Here is a 16,351-nt window from a genome sequence, read left to right as displayed (position 1 = left end):
CGAGCCTATCCATTGAACACGCTGCGTGGGGCGCTGGTATACGCACAACGCATATCGTCAACGGGCCGCCAGGCAAGGGAGCAGACGGCAACTGCTCAGGACGGGCGCACCGCCCGCGCCGCTTCGACGACCACGCCCCAACGCCCCGGCCCGTTCATCGAGTCCAGCGGCTTCCCGTCGGCGACCACAACGCCAGCAGCCCGCAGCACCGCCAGGTGACCCGCGTACGCGGGATGGGCAGCCAACTCCGCCTTGGTGTGCGGAAACGCGATGATCGGCAACCCCGCCCCCAGCGATTCGTTGAGGACGCCGAGCGCCAGCGTGTCGTTGATGCCCAACGCCCACTTCGTCACCGTGTTGAACGTGACCGGCGCGGCCAGCACCACATCAGCGGGCGGGTGCGGCTCCGGGTCGCCGGGCATCCGCCACTCCACGCGTACCAGATAACCGGTCTTGTCTTGCAGCTCGGCCCGGTCGAGCCACGGCCCGGCGGTCGGGCTGACGATCATGCAGACCCGCCACCCGTCGGCGATCAGGAGGTCGACCAGCTCGTCGACGTGTTCCGCCGGGCCCGCAGCGCAGACGACCAGATACAGCACCGGACGTTCCGTCATGCCCGCAGTCTGCCCGATTCGACAGTCGCGACGTCGAGCGCATACCGATTGCGCATGCCAGCGATGATCACCATGACATGCCGTTCTGCCTGGTCAGCCGCGACAGTCGACGCATGGCCCAGGGCGGGTTCCTTGTCCCGGGGTTGCGCCGGCCCTCAACGGCGCAGCTCCTCCCGCCCGCCCCGGTGCCAGCCCACGAATCAACGTCTTGGAGCCGGCATGCCCACCGCGATCGATGACGATCACCCGGCTCGGGTGCGCCTGGCCGCTGCCTGGGAGTCGGTCGACGTGCGGGCCGCCGGTGACTTCTGGTGCACACTCGAAGACCGCCGAGCGGGGTTGCTCGCACAGCGCGACGCGCCGCTCTTCTTCACCGCGCTGGGCCGCCTAATGCTCGACGTCGACGATCCGGCGAGCCGGGCGGCGCTGCTCCGGGTGCTCGGCCGCGCGTACCGTCACTTCGGCCTGCTCCCGCACGCCGCCACCATCGGCGACGCGCTGCTCGCCACGGTTGCCCGCCACGTGCGCCCACTGTGGACGCCGCAGCTCACCATCGCCGCCGAGCGCGCCCTGTGCCGCGCCACGCACGCGATCCGCCGCGCCGCCGCCCGGGCCGGCGGCGGCCGGGCCTGGTGGCACGTCCAGGTGATCGGCCACCACCGGCCGTCGTCCGACATCGCCATCCTGACGGTACGTCCCTGGCGGCGCCTGCCCTTCCAGCCAGGTCAGGCCATCCCGGTCTGCACGCCGCGCCTGCCGGGGCACTGGCGCTGGCTCTCACCGGCAAACGCCCCACGCGCGGACGGCACCGTCGAGCTGCACGTCCGCGCCGTACCCGCCGGCACCGTCTCCCACCGCCTGGTCCATGAGGTACGCCCCGGCGAGCTGCTCTGGCTCGGCCCGCCCGTCGACACCGGTCTGAGCCTCGACCCGGCCAGCACCAACGACCTGCTCCTCGCCGCCGGTGGCACCGGCCTGGCGCCGCTGCGCGCCCTGGTCGAACAGGTCGCCGCCGCACCGGACGGCCGGCGGGTGACGCTCATCGTCGGCGCGCGCACCTTCACCGACCTGTACGACGCGATCGCCCTCGACAAGCTCCAGTGCGCCCACGACTGGCTGACGATCGTGCCGGCCCTCTCCGGCGACCCCTGCGCCGAACCGGCCGAGTGGGGCGACGCCCTGACCATCGCCCTCGACCACCACCAGCCCGGCCAGGACGTCTACCTCTGCGGCCCACCCGCGATGCTGGCCGGCGCGCGGCCGCGGCTGCTCGCCCTCGGCATCCCCGCCGCGCGCATCCGCCTGCCCGAGAGCTACACCTGCTGATGGCCTGCCTGCCGCACTCGACACACCCTGACCGGGCCGTGCACCCCTCCGGCCGAGGTGGCGATCAGGATTCTCGACGTTCGTTCACCAATGGGAACTGAGCTGCCTGGCGGCCTGGCGGACACGCCGCGGCGGCAGGACGGACCGGAGCTTGTCGGCGGCGTCAGCGAAGTCCGAGATCGTGGTGACGCAGCCGTGGCCGAGGTGGGCGAGCTGGATGACGCCAAACCGCTCGACCACGAGTGCCTGGGACAACGGGACCGTGTGCACGTTGCCATCACCATCCACAGTGGAGAGGGCGTCGGTGCCGACGACCAGCGAGCCCTTGTTGCGGAACCTCTTGGAGAACGTCGGCCTGACCACCTCACCTGTCGGCACGAAGCGGGTGGTCGGGCAGGAAGCGTCGGTGGTGCCAGGAAGGTTCGGCGTCGACCCGTACGGCACGACGATCATGGCGCTTGAGAGCCAGGCCGATACGATGTCCCGCGCCGATTCCGGAGTGAGTCCGGCCAGTTCGCTGAGCGATTCCCAGTAGTCGATCTTCGCCGTGCCGAGCAGCTCCCGCTGGGTCAAGGATTCGAGGCTGGAGATCGCGTCGATCCATTCAACGTCGACCGTCGGGTCCTCGTCCTGCGTTGGCATCAGGTCAGCGATCTCCACCCGGTCGATTCCGTCGGAGACAAACCGCCGCAGCTCGGCCCAGAGCAGCTCCGCCGCGACGGTGGCGTCGAAACTCTTGCCCTTCCTGCCGAACTCCGGCGTGACCCTCAACCCGAGCTCGTGCCGCGTACTGTCGACGACCTCGCACACGAACTCGGCACCGAGGGCCACCCCGGCCCGGTGTACTGCCTCAGCGACCCGCGACCGCAGGGCCCACATCAGGAAGGCCGCTTCCGCGCTGGGCTCGACACTGATTATCAGCGCTACGCCGCGGACCTCGTCGGCGTACCAGATGGGCCCGATCTCGTGGTTCACGAGTGCCGTGCTGCGGGTGACTCGCGGGCCGGCGGGCAAGGGGAGTCGCATCGCCTGCGGCGGTTCGCCAGTCAGGGTGAGAACCGCGTTGCCGCTGGTGAAGAACCTCTCGACATGCCGTCGGATCTCGTCCGCCGTGAAGAGCTTGTAGTCCACTGCGGGCCAGCGCGACAGGCCGTATCCGCTGGGCCCGAAACGCCGCGACAGCAGCGCTCCCCACGGGTCGCGCAGACCTTCTTCGATGTTCGAGACATACCGGCTGTCCGCATCGAGGCCCACGACGGCGTCGGACAGATCCTCCGGCGGAAGATTACTGATAGCCGAGCAGATAGTGGCGAAATGCTCGGCGACCCGATCCGGTGGGCCGCCTGCGAGGAATTGCGTTTCGTTCATCCACACGTGGTCCTGGTAATTCTCCGCGACGTGATCCTCGGTCCAGTCCACCAGGTGCTGTACGAGATGAGTCAGGCCGATGGAGTCGATCTCTTCGTCGCGGGCACCGCAGCCAAACGTCAGCGACGCGGCCAGGGTGCCAGGCACATTGCGTTGGATGACAGTAACTCCGTCTATCTCCTCGCGCCGCATGAGCGGATCGTAAGGTGACCGGTCAAGCCAGGGGCTGAGGCGCTCAATCATCAGAGGAGGCGGTGCCGTTGGGACGCCAGAGCCAGGACGCGGGACGGTCGGGAGTAGTTCCCCGAGAAGCGTGATGCCTGTGAGTCATCATGATGATTCACAGGCATCACGTCCGTCAGGACAAGGCCACCCAGACCCGGGGCACGCCGGTCGCCCGGCGCGTGCCCGGGAGTGGTCAGGAGTAGGTGTCGCCGAACTCGCGGACCCCGTCGACGTCCAGTGTGATCCGGTCGTTCTCGGTCCACTGGCCGGTGGCGGCGAGCCAGCTCGGGTCGTCGCGTTCGTCGATGTCGCTCCAGCTGTGCCGGTGGTGCCGCAGTTGGATCGGCCCGGTCGACTGGCCCGGCGCGAGCGTGCCGTCGGTGAAGGTCAGCTCCACCCAGCCGGGGACCGGCGTTCCCGGGGCCGGGTACGGCGGTGCTGGCGTCGTCATCGCGCCGGACGGCCCGCCCGGCGGCCCGCCCGGCGGCCCGCCCGGCGGGACGAAGAACTGCACGGTCTGCCGGATCCGGTCGCAGCCCAGTGCGGCCCAGTCGCAGTGCGGCACGAGCGAGGTGTTGCCGCCCTCGAAGCGCAGGTGGTAGCGGACCTGGACGGTGCTCAGGTCGAGTGGCGCGGTGCCGGTGTTTGTCACCTTCAGGAGGTGCTGGATCTGGTTGTTCGTCGGTGACCAGTCCAGGTTGAGGTAGCTGACAGTCGCGCGGCCGGCCGCGGTGCGCACTGTGGTGGTGGGCGAGGTGTCGGAGTAGCCGCCGAGCGCGCGGGCGGCGATCCCGATCCGGTACGTCGTGCCGGGTGCCAGGTCGGTCAGGGTGATCGTGGTGTCGGTGGTGGAGCCGAGGAAGCGGTACGTGTTCGGCCCCAGCGGCACCTGCACCTCGTAGTTGATCGGCTGCTCCGTGCCGGGCTCGACCCAGGTGGAGGGCGTCCAGTTGAGCGTGAGCTGGTGGGGTTCGTTGACCACCACGGTGGGGGTGCCCGGGGTGCCGATCGCTGGGCCGTCGGCACGGGCGGCGTTGACGGCGAGCAGGCTCGCCAGCGCGGCGAGGGCGATGGTGGCGGTGACGCGGCGAGCAGGCATAGCCGAATGATATGCACGGTCATCGATGTAAACGCATCGTCCATCAGGCCAGTGACGCCGACGACGAGACCAGTCCGTTACGCGACGTAGTCGGTTTGGAGATAATGCCTGGTCAGGTGGCTACCTAGCGTGAACCCGTCATCACGAACGGCCTCGACGTCGGCGTCGCACCTGCCGCCCCGTCCGGCCTCAGACGGGAGAAACACATGCGAACTCAGAACGAAACCCGGCGGATCGGCGCCCGAGCGTCAGTACTCGTGCTCGGTCTTGTCGCGGCCGGGGCGGTGCTCGTCCCGGCGAGCCCGGCGTCCGCCGCGGTCCCCGGCCTGGTGCGGGTCGCCGCGACAAGCGTCAGCAGCTCGGCCGACTACCACAGCGTCACGGCGACCTGCCCGGTCGGGAAGGTGCTCACCGGCACCGGCTACGAACTCAACGGCGTCACCGGCGAGGGCATCGTCGACGACCTGCGCCCCAACGGTGGCGTCGCCACCGCACCGACCGCTGTCACCGTCGGCGCCTACGAGACCGAGGCATTCGCAGGGAACTGGTCGGTGACGGCGTACGCGATCTGCGCCAACCCCCTCGCGGGCCTGGTCCGGGTGGCCACAACCAGCGTCAGCAACTCGACCGACTTCCGCAGCGTCACCGCAACGTGCCCGGCCGGGAAGGCGCTCACCGGCACCGGCTACGAACTCAACGGCGTCACCGGCGAAGGTGTCGTCGACGACTTCCGCCCCAACGGTGGCGTCGCCACCGCGCCCACCGCGGTCACCGTCGGCGCGTACGAGTCGGACGCCACGGCCCTGAACTGGTCCGCCACCGCGTACGCGATCTGCGCCAACCCCCTCGCGGGCCTGGTGCGCGCCTCCGCCGTGGGAGCCAGCACCTCCCTCGACTTCCGCAGCGTCACCGCGACCTGCCCGGTCGGGAAGGTGCTCACCGGCGCCGGCTACGAGCTGAACGGGGTGACCGGCGAGGGCATCGTGGACGACTTCCGCCCCAACGGCGGCCCCGCGACCGCCCCGACATCAGCGGCGTCCGGCGCGTACGAGGAGGACGCCTTCGCCGGAAACTGGTCAGACACGGCGTACGCCATCTGCGCCACGCCGTAGAGACCGCTCAGCCGGTGCAGCCGCCCTGCGAACCTGCGAGCCGCTGCACCGGCTGAGTGGTCGGCTCAGGAGCCGCCCTGGCGCTGGATCCGCCCGTCGCCCGAGACCTTGGCCCGGCCCAGGTCGCGTTCGGTGCCGGCCGGGCCGGTAGCGGTACGGCGGTGCCTTTGGTCAGGTGAGTGCTCCACGGGCGAGCCCTGGCGGCCCGGAGCGCCGCTGCCCGAATGCCGCCGGCCTCGTGCCGACTCGCCGCCGCTGTCGTGTTTGTTCTGCTTGTGGCTACCCATGGATCGCGCGTACCCGGTCACTGTGCGGCTAGTCCTGAGCCCTCGACGCTCACGGGGGCGTCCGGCCTCACGGATTCCAGTAGACGAGGACGCTGGCCTGGTTGAAGCGTCGCTCCTTCAGGTCGGCACGCTGGATCACCCAGTGGATGCTCGCGCCGCCCTGTCTCCCGCCGTGAAACTCGGCCAGCACAACCCAGTCACCATGGTCCGACTCCTCGTGGCCGGACCGGCCCGAGGGGTTGGCGCCCAACCACGCGGGGTTGAAACCGTTGCAGTCAGTGCCGTAGCCGCCCAACAGCAGCGGCGTCGTCCAGCCTCCATAGGAGAACGGGCCGTCCGGCAGCTTGTCCAGGACTTCCTTCCACACCTCGGTCAGCTCTTCGAACGGGGGATCTCCCGGCAGCGGCGGAGACCACGGGAGCCCTGGGATGGTCTTGACGTAGGGCAGAGAGATGTCGACAGTGAGGTGCAGATCGCCCTGTGGGATCTCGGCGTAGACCTCGGCACACTCCTCGTCGTCCGGAGAGAAGCCCGGCGGGTACTGCTCTCGCTCCTCGACCGCCACGCCCGCCGGCACGTACATCACCTCGCCCCAGCCGCTTTCTTCGGGCCAGCCGAACAGCAGCAGGCGGCCGTCGGACGGTAGTGGTAGGTCGGTCACGTCTGCCGGTAGGGCAGCGCAGTCGATGGTGGCGATCAAGGGGTACGTGGGGTCCTTGGCGTCGGCCGGGAGCGTCAAGGGTCCACGGATGGCGCCGACGACCGGCCCGTCACCTCCCTGTGTCAGGAGGGCGGACGGGCGGGCGAGCTCCAGCCAGCGCTCCACGTCGGCGGCGGGGATGTCGCGGCGCAGCGCCTCGGCGCGGACCTGATCGAGGACCTTCACGTTTCGGGGAAGCACGGGTGCACCGTAGGTGAACCGTGCGACGTTCACGACCCCGCCGGATGCTGGCTCCCCGGAAGGCAGGCGCCCCTGCGGTCGATACCGCGATTTGCCGTCGGCGGGCAGCAGGCGGAAGCGGCCGGCCATAGCGTCCGAACCACGGAGTCCCGCGAGCGCGCGCTCCGAGGGAGGCGACGATGCAGACGACCAAAGGTGTGGAGTCACCGGGCGAGTGGGCCCCGGTCGCCGTGAACGTCGACCGCTGGCGAGCGGGGCTACCGCCGGACGCGTGGCCCGACACGCTGCCAGCGACCGGCGAGCTCTGGCGGCGCGACGTCTTCGCGGTGGCCGACGCTTACCGGGCGGGGTCCGCGAGCCCACGGCACCTACTGACGGCCGTGCTGGCCTGGGCTTACGGACCCATCGGGTACGGCCCGTGGCGCGCCGCCAGGTCGCTCGACGCCGATCCGCACGGCAAACGCCTGGCGTACGCGCTGGAGGAGGTGTCCACGCCAGCGCCCGACGAGGACGCGCTGCGTACGGCGTACCGCCGCTTCCGCGACCCCGACCACACTCGTCTGCCCTGGTTGGGTCCGGGCCTGTGCACGAAGGTCCTCTACTTCGTCGGCTACCGGCGAGGGGCGGGCGGGGTGCAGCCCCTGATCCTCGACCGGGTCGTGGCCAGCCAACTCCCCGCCGAGGCGGGTGTCGGCCGGCGCAACTGGTGGTCGTCCGAGGAATGGCTGGCCTATCTGCGGTGGGCGGCCGAGCAGGCTCGGATCAGGGGAGTGGAGCCGGACGCGGTGGAGATGGCGGTCGTGCCCGACCGGTGAGGTGGCTATCGGGCGGTGCGGAGGCGGGTGTCGAGCGCGTCGAGGTCGGGGACGAACCAGATCTGCCCACCCTGGTTCGACTCGTGCACCAGCGCACGCAACGCGGAACTCTCCGCGAGCTGCGCCGAGATGTCGCCGACGACGGCCAGCCGCACCCGGTAGTTGACGAACTTCTGCATCACGTCGCCGGCGAAGCGGGTGCCCAGCGAGAAGAAGCGTTCGTCGAGTCGGTTGGCCGGCACGGCGACCACCTGGGCGCCAAGGAACGCCGCCCCGATCAGGTCCAGCGCGTCCTGCTCGGTGGCCACCGGCGGCCCCGCCGGGTCGCAGACCAGCACCGGCACTCCGGCCCGTTCCTGGATCTCGTCAGACATCGTGGACCTCCCGGTCGAGCAGGCCGTTGTCGGCGTTGAGTACGGCGTCGAGCAGGTGCAGCAACTCGGCGGTGGCGGCCGGGTCACCCAGGATGATGATCTTCAGACGGTGGCGTTCCTCGTCGTGCACCGTCTGCACCCGCAGCGGGTTGGCCTGGTCGTGGCCCGTGTTGGCGCTGGTGAGCACGAGCGTGCCGAGCCGGTCGGCGGCGGCTCTGCCGACACCGTCGATCTGGACGATGCTCGACACCTCCGCCTGCCTGGCGACGCTGGGCGCGGTCGGGGCCTGTCCGGTGAGGGCGTCGAGATCGCTGGCGGCGATCCGGTACTGCTTACCGATCCGTACCGCGCGCAGCCGGCCCGAGCGGATATAGCCGCGCACGGTGCGCACATGCAGGTTGAGCCGTTCGGCCACCTGCTCAACTGAGTACATGTCTTCCGTCATCGTTCCCTATGCTACCCGGATAGGGAAGTATAGGTAACGATGGGGCCGACTCGTTTGTGACATCAGCTCCAAAGGCTCCGAACCCGCCTGGACCGGTGAGACCCCGCGAGGCGTCCGGCCGGCTAACTCGCTCGCGCTGTCGGACAGGTCCAGTACCGTCTGGAAACCATGGACGCGCTCGGCGACGCCATCATCGGGCGGGATCACCCCGCGGGTCTGCTGCGTGCCGAGTTGGATCGCGCCACCACCAGCCACGGCGGTCTCGCCCTGGTCACCGGCGAGCCGGGCATCGGCAAGACCACCCTCGTCACGTCGGCGGCCCGGGAGGCCCGGCAGCGGGGCGCGCTGGTGCTCGGCGCCGCCTGCTGGGATTCCGACAGCGCCCCCGGCTACTGGCCGTGGGTGCAGGTGCTGCGTTCCCTGCGGCGATCCGCCGACGACTGGGAGGTGGCGCGGCAGTCCGCCGAGCCGGCCCTCGCGGCCCTGCTCGGCCAGTCCGGCGTCGGCGGCGAGCAGGCCGGTCGCCTCGTCAGTTGGGCCGGCGTCGACCCCGGCCCGGACGCCGCCGACCAGGAGGCGTTCGCGCTGTACGACGCGGTGACCGCCGCCCTGGTCGCCGTCTCCCAGCACCGGCCGGTAGTGGTCGTCCTCGACGATCTGCACTGGGCCGACCCGGCCTCACTGCGGTTGCTGAGCTTCGCCGCCCAGCACACCTGGTTCGAGCGGCTCCTGCTGATCGGCACCTACCGCGACGCCGAGGTCGAGTCGGGCGAGCATCCGCTGCGCCCACTGCTGATGCCGCTGGTCGCGAAGGCCACCACGATCACCCTCACCGGTTTCACCCGCGACGAGGTAGCCGCACTGATGACCCGGACCGCCGGCCGGGAGCCCGAGGCCAGCCTGGTCGACGAGGTGCACCGGCGCACCGGCGGCAACCCGTTCTTCGTCGAGCAGACCGCGCGGCTGTGGCACGCCGACGACGCGGTCGGCACTATCGCACCCGGCGTACGGGAGGCGGTGCGCCGCCGCCTGGCCCAGTTGCCCGCCGCCGTGGTGGAGGCGCTGACCGTCGCCGCCGTACTGGGTCGCGAGTTCCACCGTCAGGTCCTCGCGGCCTGCGCGGCCGCACCGGCGGCGCAGGTCGACCGGCTGCTCGACCGGGCGGTGACCGCTCGACTGGTGGTCGCCCGGGGCGGTGGCCGGTTCGCCTTCGCCCACGACCTGGTCCGCGAAACCCTCTACGACGGGCTGAGCGACGACGACCGGCGGGCCCGCCACGGCGCTGTCGTCCGGGCGGTCGACGACCTGCGGGAGCTCACCGACCGGCTGATCCCGGCCGACCTCGCCCGCCACGCCTACCTGGCCGGCCCCGCGCTCGACCGGGGCCGGGTGGCCACGCTGCTGGTCGCCGCCGGGCGGGACGCGTTCGCCCGGCTGGCCGGCGACGAGGCGGCGGTGCACTTCCGCCGAGCCCTCGAGGTCGTCGAAGACCCGGCACAACGTGTGCGGATCCTCGTCGAGTTCGCCGAGTCGCACTATCACCATGCCCGCCGGGAAGAGGTCACGCGACTGCTGGCCGAGGCCGCCAGGCTGGCCCGTTCGCTCGACGAACCGGTGCTGCTGGCCCGGGTCGCGCTCACGGTGAACCGCTCCCGCCAGGTGGATACCGCCCAGTCGGTCGAGGCGGCGGAGTTGGTGCGCGAGGCGTACCGCCGGTTGATCGGCGAACCGGACGCCACCGCGACCGTCGGCGCCCTGGTCGCCGACCTGATCACCGCCAGCGAGACGATCGCCCGTCGAGGGCAGGACGACGAGGCGCTCACCTTCAGCCTCTGGGCCCGCCACGACACGACCTGGGGGCTCGGCACCGCCGCGACCCGAGCCGCGCTCACCGCCGAGATCCGGGACGTGGCCCGTCGGACGGGCGACCGGGAGACCGAGCTGTGGGCGACCTCGCTGCGCTGGGTGGCGCTGCTGGAGCTGGGCGACCCTCGCTTCGCCGAGGAGTTGACCACCTTCGTCGACGCCGAACGGCAGGGCGACTTCGCCCGGCACCGGATGGCCGCGGCCGTCGACAGCGGGATCATCGCGGCGTTCCGCGGCGACTTCACCGCGGCCGACGAGCGGTTCACCGTGCTCGGCGACCACGCCGACCCGAGCCACGCCGAGTTCGGCTTCATGGGCCACCACCTGCGCTGGTCCCGACTGCTGCTCCAAGGCCGGGTCGCCGAGGCCGCAGCGCTGGTGGACGGGCTGGCCCCGATCGACTACCCCTACCGGGAGCTGCTGCGGGCGATCACCGCGGCCGAGCGGGGCGACGGCGAGACGGCGATCCGGCTGACCGCCGGCATCGAGGCCGACGGCATCCGGTACCCGCGCCCGGTGTCACCGCTCTGGCTACGGCTACGCGCGCAGGCCGCCGCCGCGTCCGCCGACCCGAAGCGCTGCGACGCCGCGCGAGCCGCGCTGGCCCCGCACCGTGGAGAGTGGACGGTAGGGCTCTTCGGCTGCGACATCAGTGGCCCCGTCGACCACTGGCTGGCGCTGATCGACGCCGCCCAGCAACGCTGGGACGACGCCATCGCCGGCTTCACCGCCGCTCGGGACTCCGCCGACCGGTTGGGCTCCCGGCCCTGGTCGCTGCTCGCCCGCACCGGCCTCGCGAACGCCCTCGCCGGCCGAGGTCACCCGGGCGACACCGCGACGTCGACAGCGCTGCGCGCCGCCGCGATCCAGGAGGCGACCGCCCTCGGCATGACGCAGGTGCTCCACCGTCTCGCCGCCCCGACAGCCGCCGACGCCGACCTCCCGGCTCAGGCCGTCGGGTCGGCTCAGGCCGTCGGGGCAGGCCAGACTGCTGGGTCGGGTCGGGTTGTCGCGCCCGGCCAGGCCGTGCCGGTCGCGGCTGCGATCGAGGGGTACGAGTTTCGACGCGACGGGCCGGTCTGGCAGCTCGCGTACGAGGGTGTCGTCGTGCACCTGCCCGACGCCAAGGGCCTGCACGACCTGCACCTGCTGCTCAGCCGCCCAGGCAGCGACGTGCCCGCCGTGGAGTTGCTCGACCCGGCGGCGGGTCCGGAGCTGGTGGCCGCCCGCCGGATGGGCGCCGACCCGGTCCTCGACGACGAGGCGAAGGCCCGCTACCGGCGGCACCTGGCCCGCCTCGACGAGGAGATCGACCGGGCAGCCGCCCGCGACGACGACCAGAAGGTGTCCAAACTGGACGTCGAGCGGGGCGCGTTGCTCGACGAGCTGCGTGCCGCGGCGGGCCTCGCCGGCCGGAGCCGTCGTCTGGGCGACGAGGCCGAACGGGCCCGCAAGACGGTGACCGCGCGGATCCGCGACACGCTCCGCAAGCTCGACGACCGACACCCGGCACTCGCGAGCCACCTACGCGAAGCCGTCTCCACCGGCACCACCTGCCGCTACCTACCCCCGGCTCCGCTGCCCTGGCAGCTCTAACCCCCGCCCCGCCCTCAGCCCCGCGATCTTGCACTTTCGGTCGTCGATTCAGGGGGATTTGCCACCCTTGTCGGGACAGGAAGTGCAAGATCGCGGGGGTCGAGCGGGGGCGGGGCGCGGGGGCGCGGGGTGGGGTGGGGGTGGGGTTAGCGGCGGTTGTACTTGTACATGGTCAGGGTGCCGAAGACCAGGACGAAGCCGGCGCTCCACAGCAGCAGCCACATCGTGGCCGACGGGTCCGAGTCGCCGCTCATCGCTCCGCGGATCGCGGCCACCAGTTGCGTCACCGGGTTGACCTTCACGAACGCCTGGAGCCAGCCGGGCATGGTGCTCGGCTCGACGAAGACGTTGCTGAGGAACGTCAGCGGGAACAGCACCATCATGCTGACTCCCATCACCGACTTCTCGCTGCGCAGGATCAGCCCGAAGAACGTCCACACCCAGGAGAACGCGAACGAGAAGACCACCAGCAGGCCGATCCCGACGACAACCCCGACCACCCCGCCTTCGGGGCGGAACCCGAGCACCAGCCCGAGACCCAGGATCACCACGGCGGCGAGGATGTAGCGCAGCACGTCGCCGAAGATCATGCCGACCAGGGCGGCCGGACGCCAGACGGGCAGCGTCCGGAACCGGTCGAAGATGCCCTTCTCGATGTCGGTGTTGAGGCCGACGCCGGTGTACATGGTGATCATGACGACGCTGGTCACCATGATGCCGGGCAGGAAGAACTGCAGGTACTCACGCGGGCTTCCGGCCAGGGCGCCACCGAACAGGTACGTGAACATCAGCACCATGATGATCGGGAACGCGGTCACGTCGAAGAGCTGCTCCGGCACGTGCTTGATCTTCAGCATGGCCCGCCAGCCGAAGGTGAGCGACGCGCCCAGCGCGCTCGGCCGGGGCGGTCGGGCACCGGGCGCGAGCACGGTAGCCAGCGCCTCGGCGGACGGAACGTACACGGCCGGTGCCCGTTCGGTAGTGGTGGTCGTGGTGTCGCTCATCGGGCTGCCTCCAGCTCGTCGTCGCGCTCGCCGGCCGGCACGGCGGGGTGGTCGGTCAGGGCCAGGAAGACCTCGTCCAGGCTCGGCTGGCCGAGGGAGAAGTTGTCGACCACGATGCCGGCGCGGGCCAGGTCGCTGAGTACGCGAGCGGCCTGGGCGCTGGCGTCGAGGTCGGTGCCGGCCTCGCCGACTCGGGCTGTCAACGCCACCGGATCGGCGGCGAGCTGCACCGGCACGTCGAGCGCCTCCCGGAGCACCCGCTCCGCCTCGGGGCGCTGAGCGGGGTCGCGCAGTCGCAGGTGGACGGTGCCGGACCCGACCGACGACTTCAACTCACCAGGGGTGCCCTCCGCTATCACCCGCCCGTGGTCGACGACGGCGATCCGCCCGGCGAGCTGGTCGGCCTCGTCGAGGTACTGGGTGGTCAGCAGCACCGTCGTGCCGTGCGACACCACCGCCCGGACGATCTCCCACACCTGGTTGCGGCTACGTGGGTCGAGGCCCGTCGTCGGCTCGTCGAGGAAGAGCAGATCCGGGGTGTTCAGGATGCTGGCGGCGATGTCGATGCGTCGCCGCATCCCGCCCGAGTACTTCTTCACCTGGCGGTCACTCGCCTCGGTCAGCCCGAACGCGGCGAGCAGGGCCGCCGCGCGCTCCCGAGCTGCCGGCTTGGGCAGGCCGAGCAGGCGGGCGAGGAGCACCAGGTTCTCCGTACCGGTCAGGTCCTCGTCGACGGAGGCGTACTGGCCGGTGAGGCTGACCCGGGAACGGACCTTGTCGGCCTCGGTGACCACGTCGTGCCCGAAGACCCGGGCCGAGCCGCCGTCGGGTCGCAGCAACGTGGCGAGTACCCGGACCGCTGTGGTCTTGCCAGCGCCGTTGGGGCCGAGCAGACCGTAGACGGTGCCGGCGGGCACCTGGAGGTCGATGCCGGCCAGCGCCCGGGTGTCCCCGAATGAGCGGGTGAGCCCCTCGGCTTCGATGGCCAGGCCGGTGGTGCGTCTACTCATGATCCTTACCTTTCGTGGTGGACGTGTTCAGGAGACGTAGGGTCGAGCCGCCCGGCCGTCGCGCAGGGCCAGACCCCACCAGCGCAGCTGGTCGAGCAGGACGCCGACGTCGCGTTGCAGCTCGTCGGCGCACTGGGTGGTCGGCTCGCCGGCGAGCAGGTCGATCCCGACGACATCGCGCACCGTCATCGCGTGCAGTGCGGTGAAGACGGTACGTAGCTGGTCGACAGCGTGCAGTCCGGTGGACCCACAGCCGTACGACACGAAGCCGACCGCTTTGGCCTGCCACTCGTCGTACGCGTAGTCGATGGCTTGTTTCAAGGGTGCCGGGAAGCTGTGGTTGTACTCGGGGGTGACCACGACGAACGCGTCCGCCCGGCCCACCTCGCTGACGAACGCCCGGATGGACGCGGTCGGCTCGGCGGGGTAGGTGGCCGGGAAGTCGTACCCGGTCAGGTCAACGACAGTCACCGCCAGGTCGTCGTGCCGCGCTGCCTGCTCGACGAACCAGTGGGCGACCCGGTCGCCGACCCGCCCCTCCCGGGTGCTGCCGACGATCACCGCGATCCGCAACTGGGTCATGGCCCACCCCCTTCCACACTGAAGGCGCGAGGTGACGACAGGCGCCCGCTAGATCCGATCTAGCGGGCGCGGTTCGGGGCGAAATGTCGGTGCGATCGGTTTGACTGGGGGTCGACAAATGAAGGAGCGGAATGGCACAGGTACGCATCGAGCAGTGGCACGAGGACGACCTCGACCTGCTGCGGCAGCTCAACTCACCGGACACCCGCAAGCACACCGGCGGCCCGGAGACCGACGAGCAGGTGCTCGCCCGCCACGACCGGTACGTGCACTTCTCCGGCACCGGGCAGGGCTGCATGTTCACGCTGGTGCTGCCGGACGGGGCACGGGCGGGCAGCGTCGGCTACTGGGCCCGCGAGTGGCGCGACCAGCCGGTGTACGAGCTGGGCTGGGCGGTGCTGCCCGCGTACCGGGGGCAGGGGCTGGCGACAGCGGCGGTGCGCGCGGTGGTGGACGTGGCGCGCGCCCGACGGGACCGGCACTACGCCCACGCCTACCCCTCGGTGGACAATCCCGCCTCGAACGCGGTGTGCCGCAAGGCCGGCTTCACGCTGCTCGGTGAGACCGGTTTCGAATACCCGCCGGGGCAGATGATGCGGGCCAACGACTGGCAGCTCGACCTGACCGCCCCACCGACAGTGAGCTGAGGTCGGCGGGGCGGCCGGTGACTGTCACCAGGTGGTGTCGAGGCGGTGCCGCTGCTCGGCGGTCAGCTCCAGGTCGACCGCTGCCAGGCTCTCCTCCAGTTGCGCCACCGACGAGGCGCCCACCAGCGGGATGGACGGCAGCTCACCGCCCAGCAGCCAGGCGAGCACCACCTGGTTGACTGTCGCGCCGATCTGCCCGGCCACCTCTCGCAGCGCGGCCAGTCGCCGGGGCGCGCTCGGCAGGTCGTACGCCGAGCTGAGCGGCTTGTCCGCCCGGGTGAACGCGCCCTTGAGCAGTGGCGAGTATGCCACCAGGGTCAGCTCGGGTTCGGCACGCAGGTAGCTGAGCAGGTCACCGCTGACGCCGCCCGGCTCGCCGTCCGGGTCCAGTTCGCTGACCATGTCGGTGCGGTTCGGCAGGTAACTGCGGTGGTACTGGAGCACCTCGTACCCCGGCAGGCCGGCGGCGGCGGCCAACCCGCGGGCCCGCTCCACCCGCCAGGCCCGGTGGTTGCTGGCGCCCAGCAGACCCACGGTGCCCTCGGCGACCAGCTCGGCGAAGCCCTCCACGGTTTCCCGCAGCGGCACGGTCCGGTCCTCGATGTGCGCGTAGAGCAGGTCCAGCCGCTGCACCCCGAGCCGTTCCCGGCTGCGCTCCGCGGACTCGCGGATCACAGTGGCGGAGAGGCCCTCGGCGTTGTCCAGGTAGCTGGTCCCCGGGGCCAGCGGTCGGGCGCCCAGCTTGGTGGCGATGACGATCTCGGCGCCGACGCCGCGGCTGCGCCGCCACCGGCCGAGCAGCTCCTCGCTCTGCCCGCCCTGCCCGCCGTCCACCCAGAACGCGTAGTTGTCCGACGTGTCGATGAACGTGCCGCCGGCCTCGACGTACCGGTCGAGGATCGCGTAGGAGGTGGCCTCGTCGGTGGCGCTGCCGAAGAGCATCGCGCCGAGGCTGAGCACACTGACCTCGCGCCGGGTCGCCGGGTCGGTGCCGATCGTGCGGTACCGCATGGGGATCTCCTCTCGTGCGCCCTACCGGTGGGCGCACGAGTCACAGTGCCGGCTGGAGCGCGCTCCAGG

At 71.2% G+C, this 16,351-nt stretch carries 15 protein-coding genes; 5 read left to right on the top strand and 10 right to left on the bottom strand.

Features of this window, described 5'->3' with window-relative positions:
* Nucleotides 1-95 precede the first annotated feature (95 nt).
* A complete protein-coding gene (locus tag AB0K35_RS22125) occupies nt 96-614 on the bottom strand; it encodes a flavoprotein (RefSeq protein ID WP_363887212.1) in 519 nt (172 codons plus the stop codon).
* Nucleotides 615-833: 219 nt separating this feature from the next.
* Between AB0K35_RS22125 and AB0K35_RS22120 the strand changes: the two genes are divergently transcribed.
* On the top strand, nt 834-1,940 hold the full coding sequence (locus AB0K35_RS22120) for an FAD-binding oxidoreductase (protein WP_363887210.1): 1,107 nt from the start codon (nt 834-836) through the stop codon (nt 1,938-1,940).
* 84 nt (nt 1,941-2,024) lie between these two features.
* Here AB0K35_RS22120 and AB0K35_RS22115 read toward each other — a convergent pair whose 3' ends face one another.
* Both AB0K35_RS22115 and AB0K35_RS22110 read right to left on the bottom strand, forming a co-directional pair.
* The gene (locus AB0K35_RS22115) at nt 2,025-3,500 is read right to left on the bottom strand and encodes a hypothetical protein (RefSeq protein ID WP_363887208.1); all 1,476 of its coding nucleotides are present in this window, start codon (nt 3,498-3,500) and stop codon (nt 2,025-2,027) included.
* 226 nt (nt 3,501-3,726) lie between these two features.
* Nucleotides 3,727-4,632, bottom strand: a complete 906-nt coding sequence (locus AB0K35_RS22110; RefSeq protein ID WP_363887206.1) for a cellulose binding domain-containing protein — start codon at nt 4,630-4,632, stop codon at nt 3,727-3,729.
* Between the two features lie 206 nt (nt 4,633-4,838).
* Between AB0K35_RS22110 and AB0K35_RS22105 the strand changes: the two genes are divergently transcribed.
* Entirely contained in the window at nt 4,839-5,744 is a 906-nt protein-coding gene (locus AB0K35_RS22105) for a hypothetical protein (protein ID WP_363887203.1), read from the top strand.
* A 354-nt stretch (nt 5,745-6,098) separates the two neighbouring features.
* On the opposite strand, the gene AB0K35_RS22100 is transcribed toward AB0K35_RS22105, so the two are convergent.
* Complete coding sequence (locus AB0K35_RS22100) at nt 6,099-6,932, bottom strand: hypothetical protein (RefSeq protein ID WP_363887201.1); 834 nt, start codon at nt 6,930-6,932, stop codon at nt 6,099-6,101.
* A 179-nt stretch (nt 6,933-7,111) separates the two neighbouring features.
* On the opposite strand from AB0K35_RS22100, the gene AB0K35_RS22095 reads away from it, so the two are divergent.
* Nucleotides 7,112-7,747: a hypothetical protein gene (locus AB0K35_RS22095; protein ID WP_363887199.1), complete on the top strand. Its 636-nt coding sequence runs from the start codon at nt 7,112-7,114 to the stop codon at nt 7,745-7,747.
* Between the two features lie 5 nt (nt 7,748-7,752).
* On the opposite strand, the gene AB0K35_RS22090 is transcribed toward AB0K35_RS22095, so the two are convergent.
* Nucleotides 7,753-8,121 (bottom strand): DUF4180 domain-containing protein, encoded by a 369-nt coding sequence (locus AB0K35_RS22090; RefSeq protein ID WP_238666529.1) that lies wholly within the window; start codon nt 8,119-8,121, stop codon nt 7,753-7,755.
* Complete coding sequence (locus AB0K35_RS22085; RefSeq protein ID WP_238666528.1) at nt 8,114-8,566, bottom strand: helix-turn-helix domain-containing protein; 453 nt, start codon at nt 8,564-8,566, stop codon at nt 8,114-8,116. The genes AB0K35_RS22090 and AB0K35_RS22085 overlap by 8 nt, the downstream gene beginning before the upstream one ends.
* Before the next feature lie 168 nt (nt 8,567-8,734).
* Here AB0K35_RS22085 and AB0K35_RS22080 point away from each other — a divergent pair, with 168 nt between their 5' ends.
* Complete coding sequence (locus tag AB0K35_RS22080; RefSeq protein ID WP_363887196.1) at nt 8,735-12,028, top strand: AAA family ATPase; 3,294 nt, start codon at nt 8,735-8,737, stop codon at nt 12,026-12,028.
* Between the two features lie 146 nt (nt 12,029-12,174).
* Here AB0K35_RS22080 and AB0K35_RS22075 read toward each other — a convergent pair whose 3' ends face one another.
* From AB0K35_RS22075 to AB0K35_RS22065, 3 genes are read right to left on the bottom strand one after another with little or no spacing between them, the layout of a single operon-like run.
* The gene (locus tag AB0K35_RS22075) at nt 12,175-13,032 is read right to left on the bottom strand and encodes an ABC transporter permease (protein ID WP_363887194.1); all 858 of its coding nucleotides are present in this window, start codon (nt 13,030-13,032) and stop codon (nt 12,175-12,177) included.
* Nucleotides 13,029-14,042 carry an ATP-binding cassette domain-containing protein gene (locus tag AB0K35_RS22070; protein WP_238666525.1) on the bottom strand — a complete coding sequence of 338 codons (1,014 nt, stop codon included), beginning with the start codon at nt 14,040-14,042 and terminating at the stop codon, nt 13,029-13,031. The genes AB0K35_RS22075 and AB0K35_RS22070 overlap by 4 nt, the downstream gene beginning before the upstream one ends.
* 27 nt (nt 14,043-14,069) lie before the next feature.
* Complete coding sequence (locus tag AB0K35_RS22065; RefSeq protein WP_363887192.1) at nt 14,070-14,624, bottom strand: NAD(P)H-dependent oxidoreductase; 555 nt, start codon at nt 14,622-14,624, stop codon at nt 14,070-14,072.
* Between the two features lie 131 nt (nt 14,625-14,755).
* On the opposite strand from AB0K35_RS22065, the gene AB0K35_RS22060 reads away from it, so the two are divergent.
* On the top strand, nt 14,756-15,271 hold the full coding sequence (locus AB0K35_RS22060) for a GNAT family N-acetyltransferase (RefSeq protein ID WP_238666523.1): 516 nt from the start codon (nt 14,756-14,758) through the stop codon (nt 15,269-15,271).
* Between the two features lie 24 nt (nt 15,272-15,295).
* On the opposite strand, the gene AB0K35_RS22055 is transcribed toward AB0K35_RS22060, so the two are convergent.
* The gene (locus tag AB0K35_RS22055; RefSeq protein WP_363887190.1) at nt 15,296-16,282 is read right to left on the bottom strand and encodes an aldo/keto reductase; all 987 of its coding nucleotides are present in this window, start codon (nt 16,280-16,282) and stop codon (nt 15,296-15,298) included.
* Nucleotides 16,283-16,351 lie beyond the last annotated feature (69 nt).

Origin of the sequence: Micromonospora sp. NPDC053740 (assembly GCF_040677775.1) — a bacterium.
Classification (GTDB): Bacteria; Actinomycetota; Actinomycetes; order Mycobacteriales; family Micromonosporaceae; genus Micromonospora; species Micromonospora alfalfae.
Note: the sequence above shows the minus strand (reverse complement) of the source record. Positions and strands in the feature narration are given on the sequence as shown.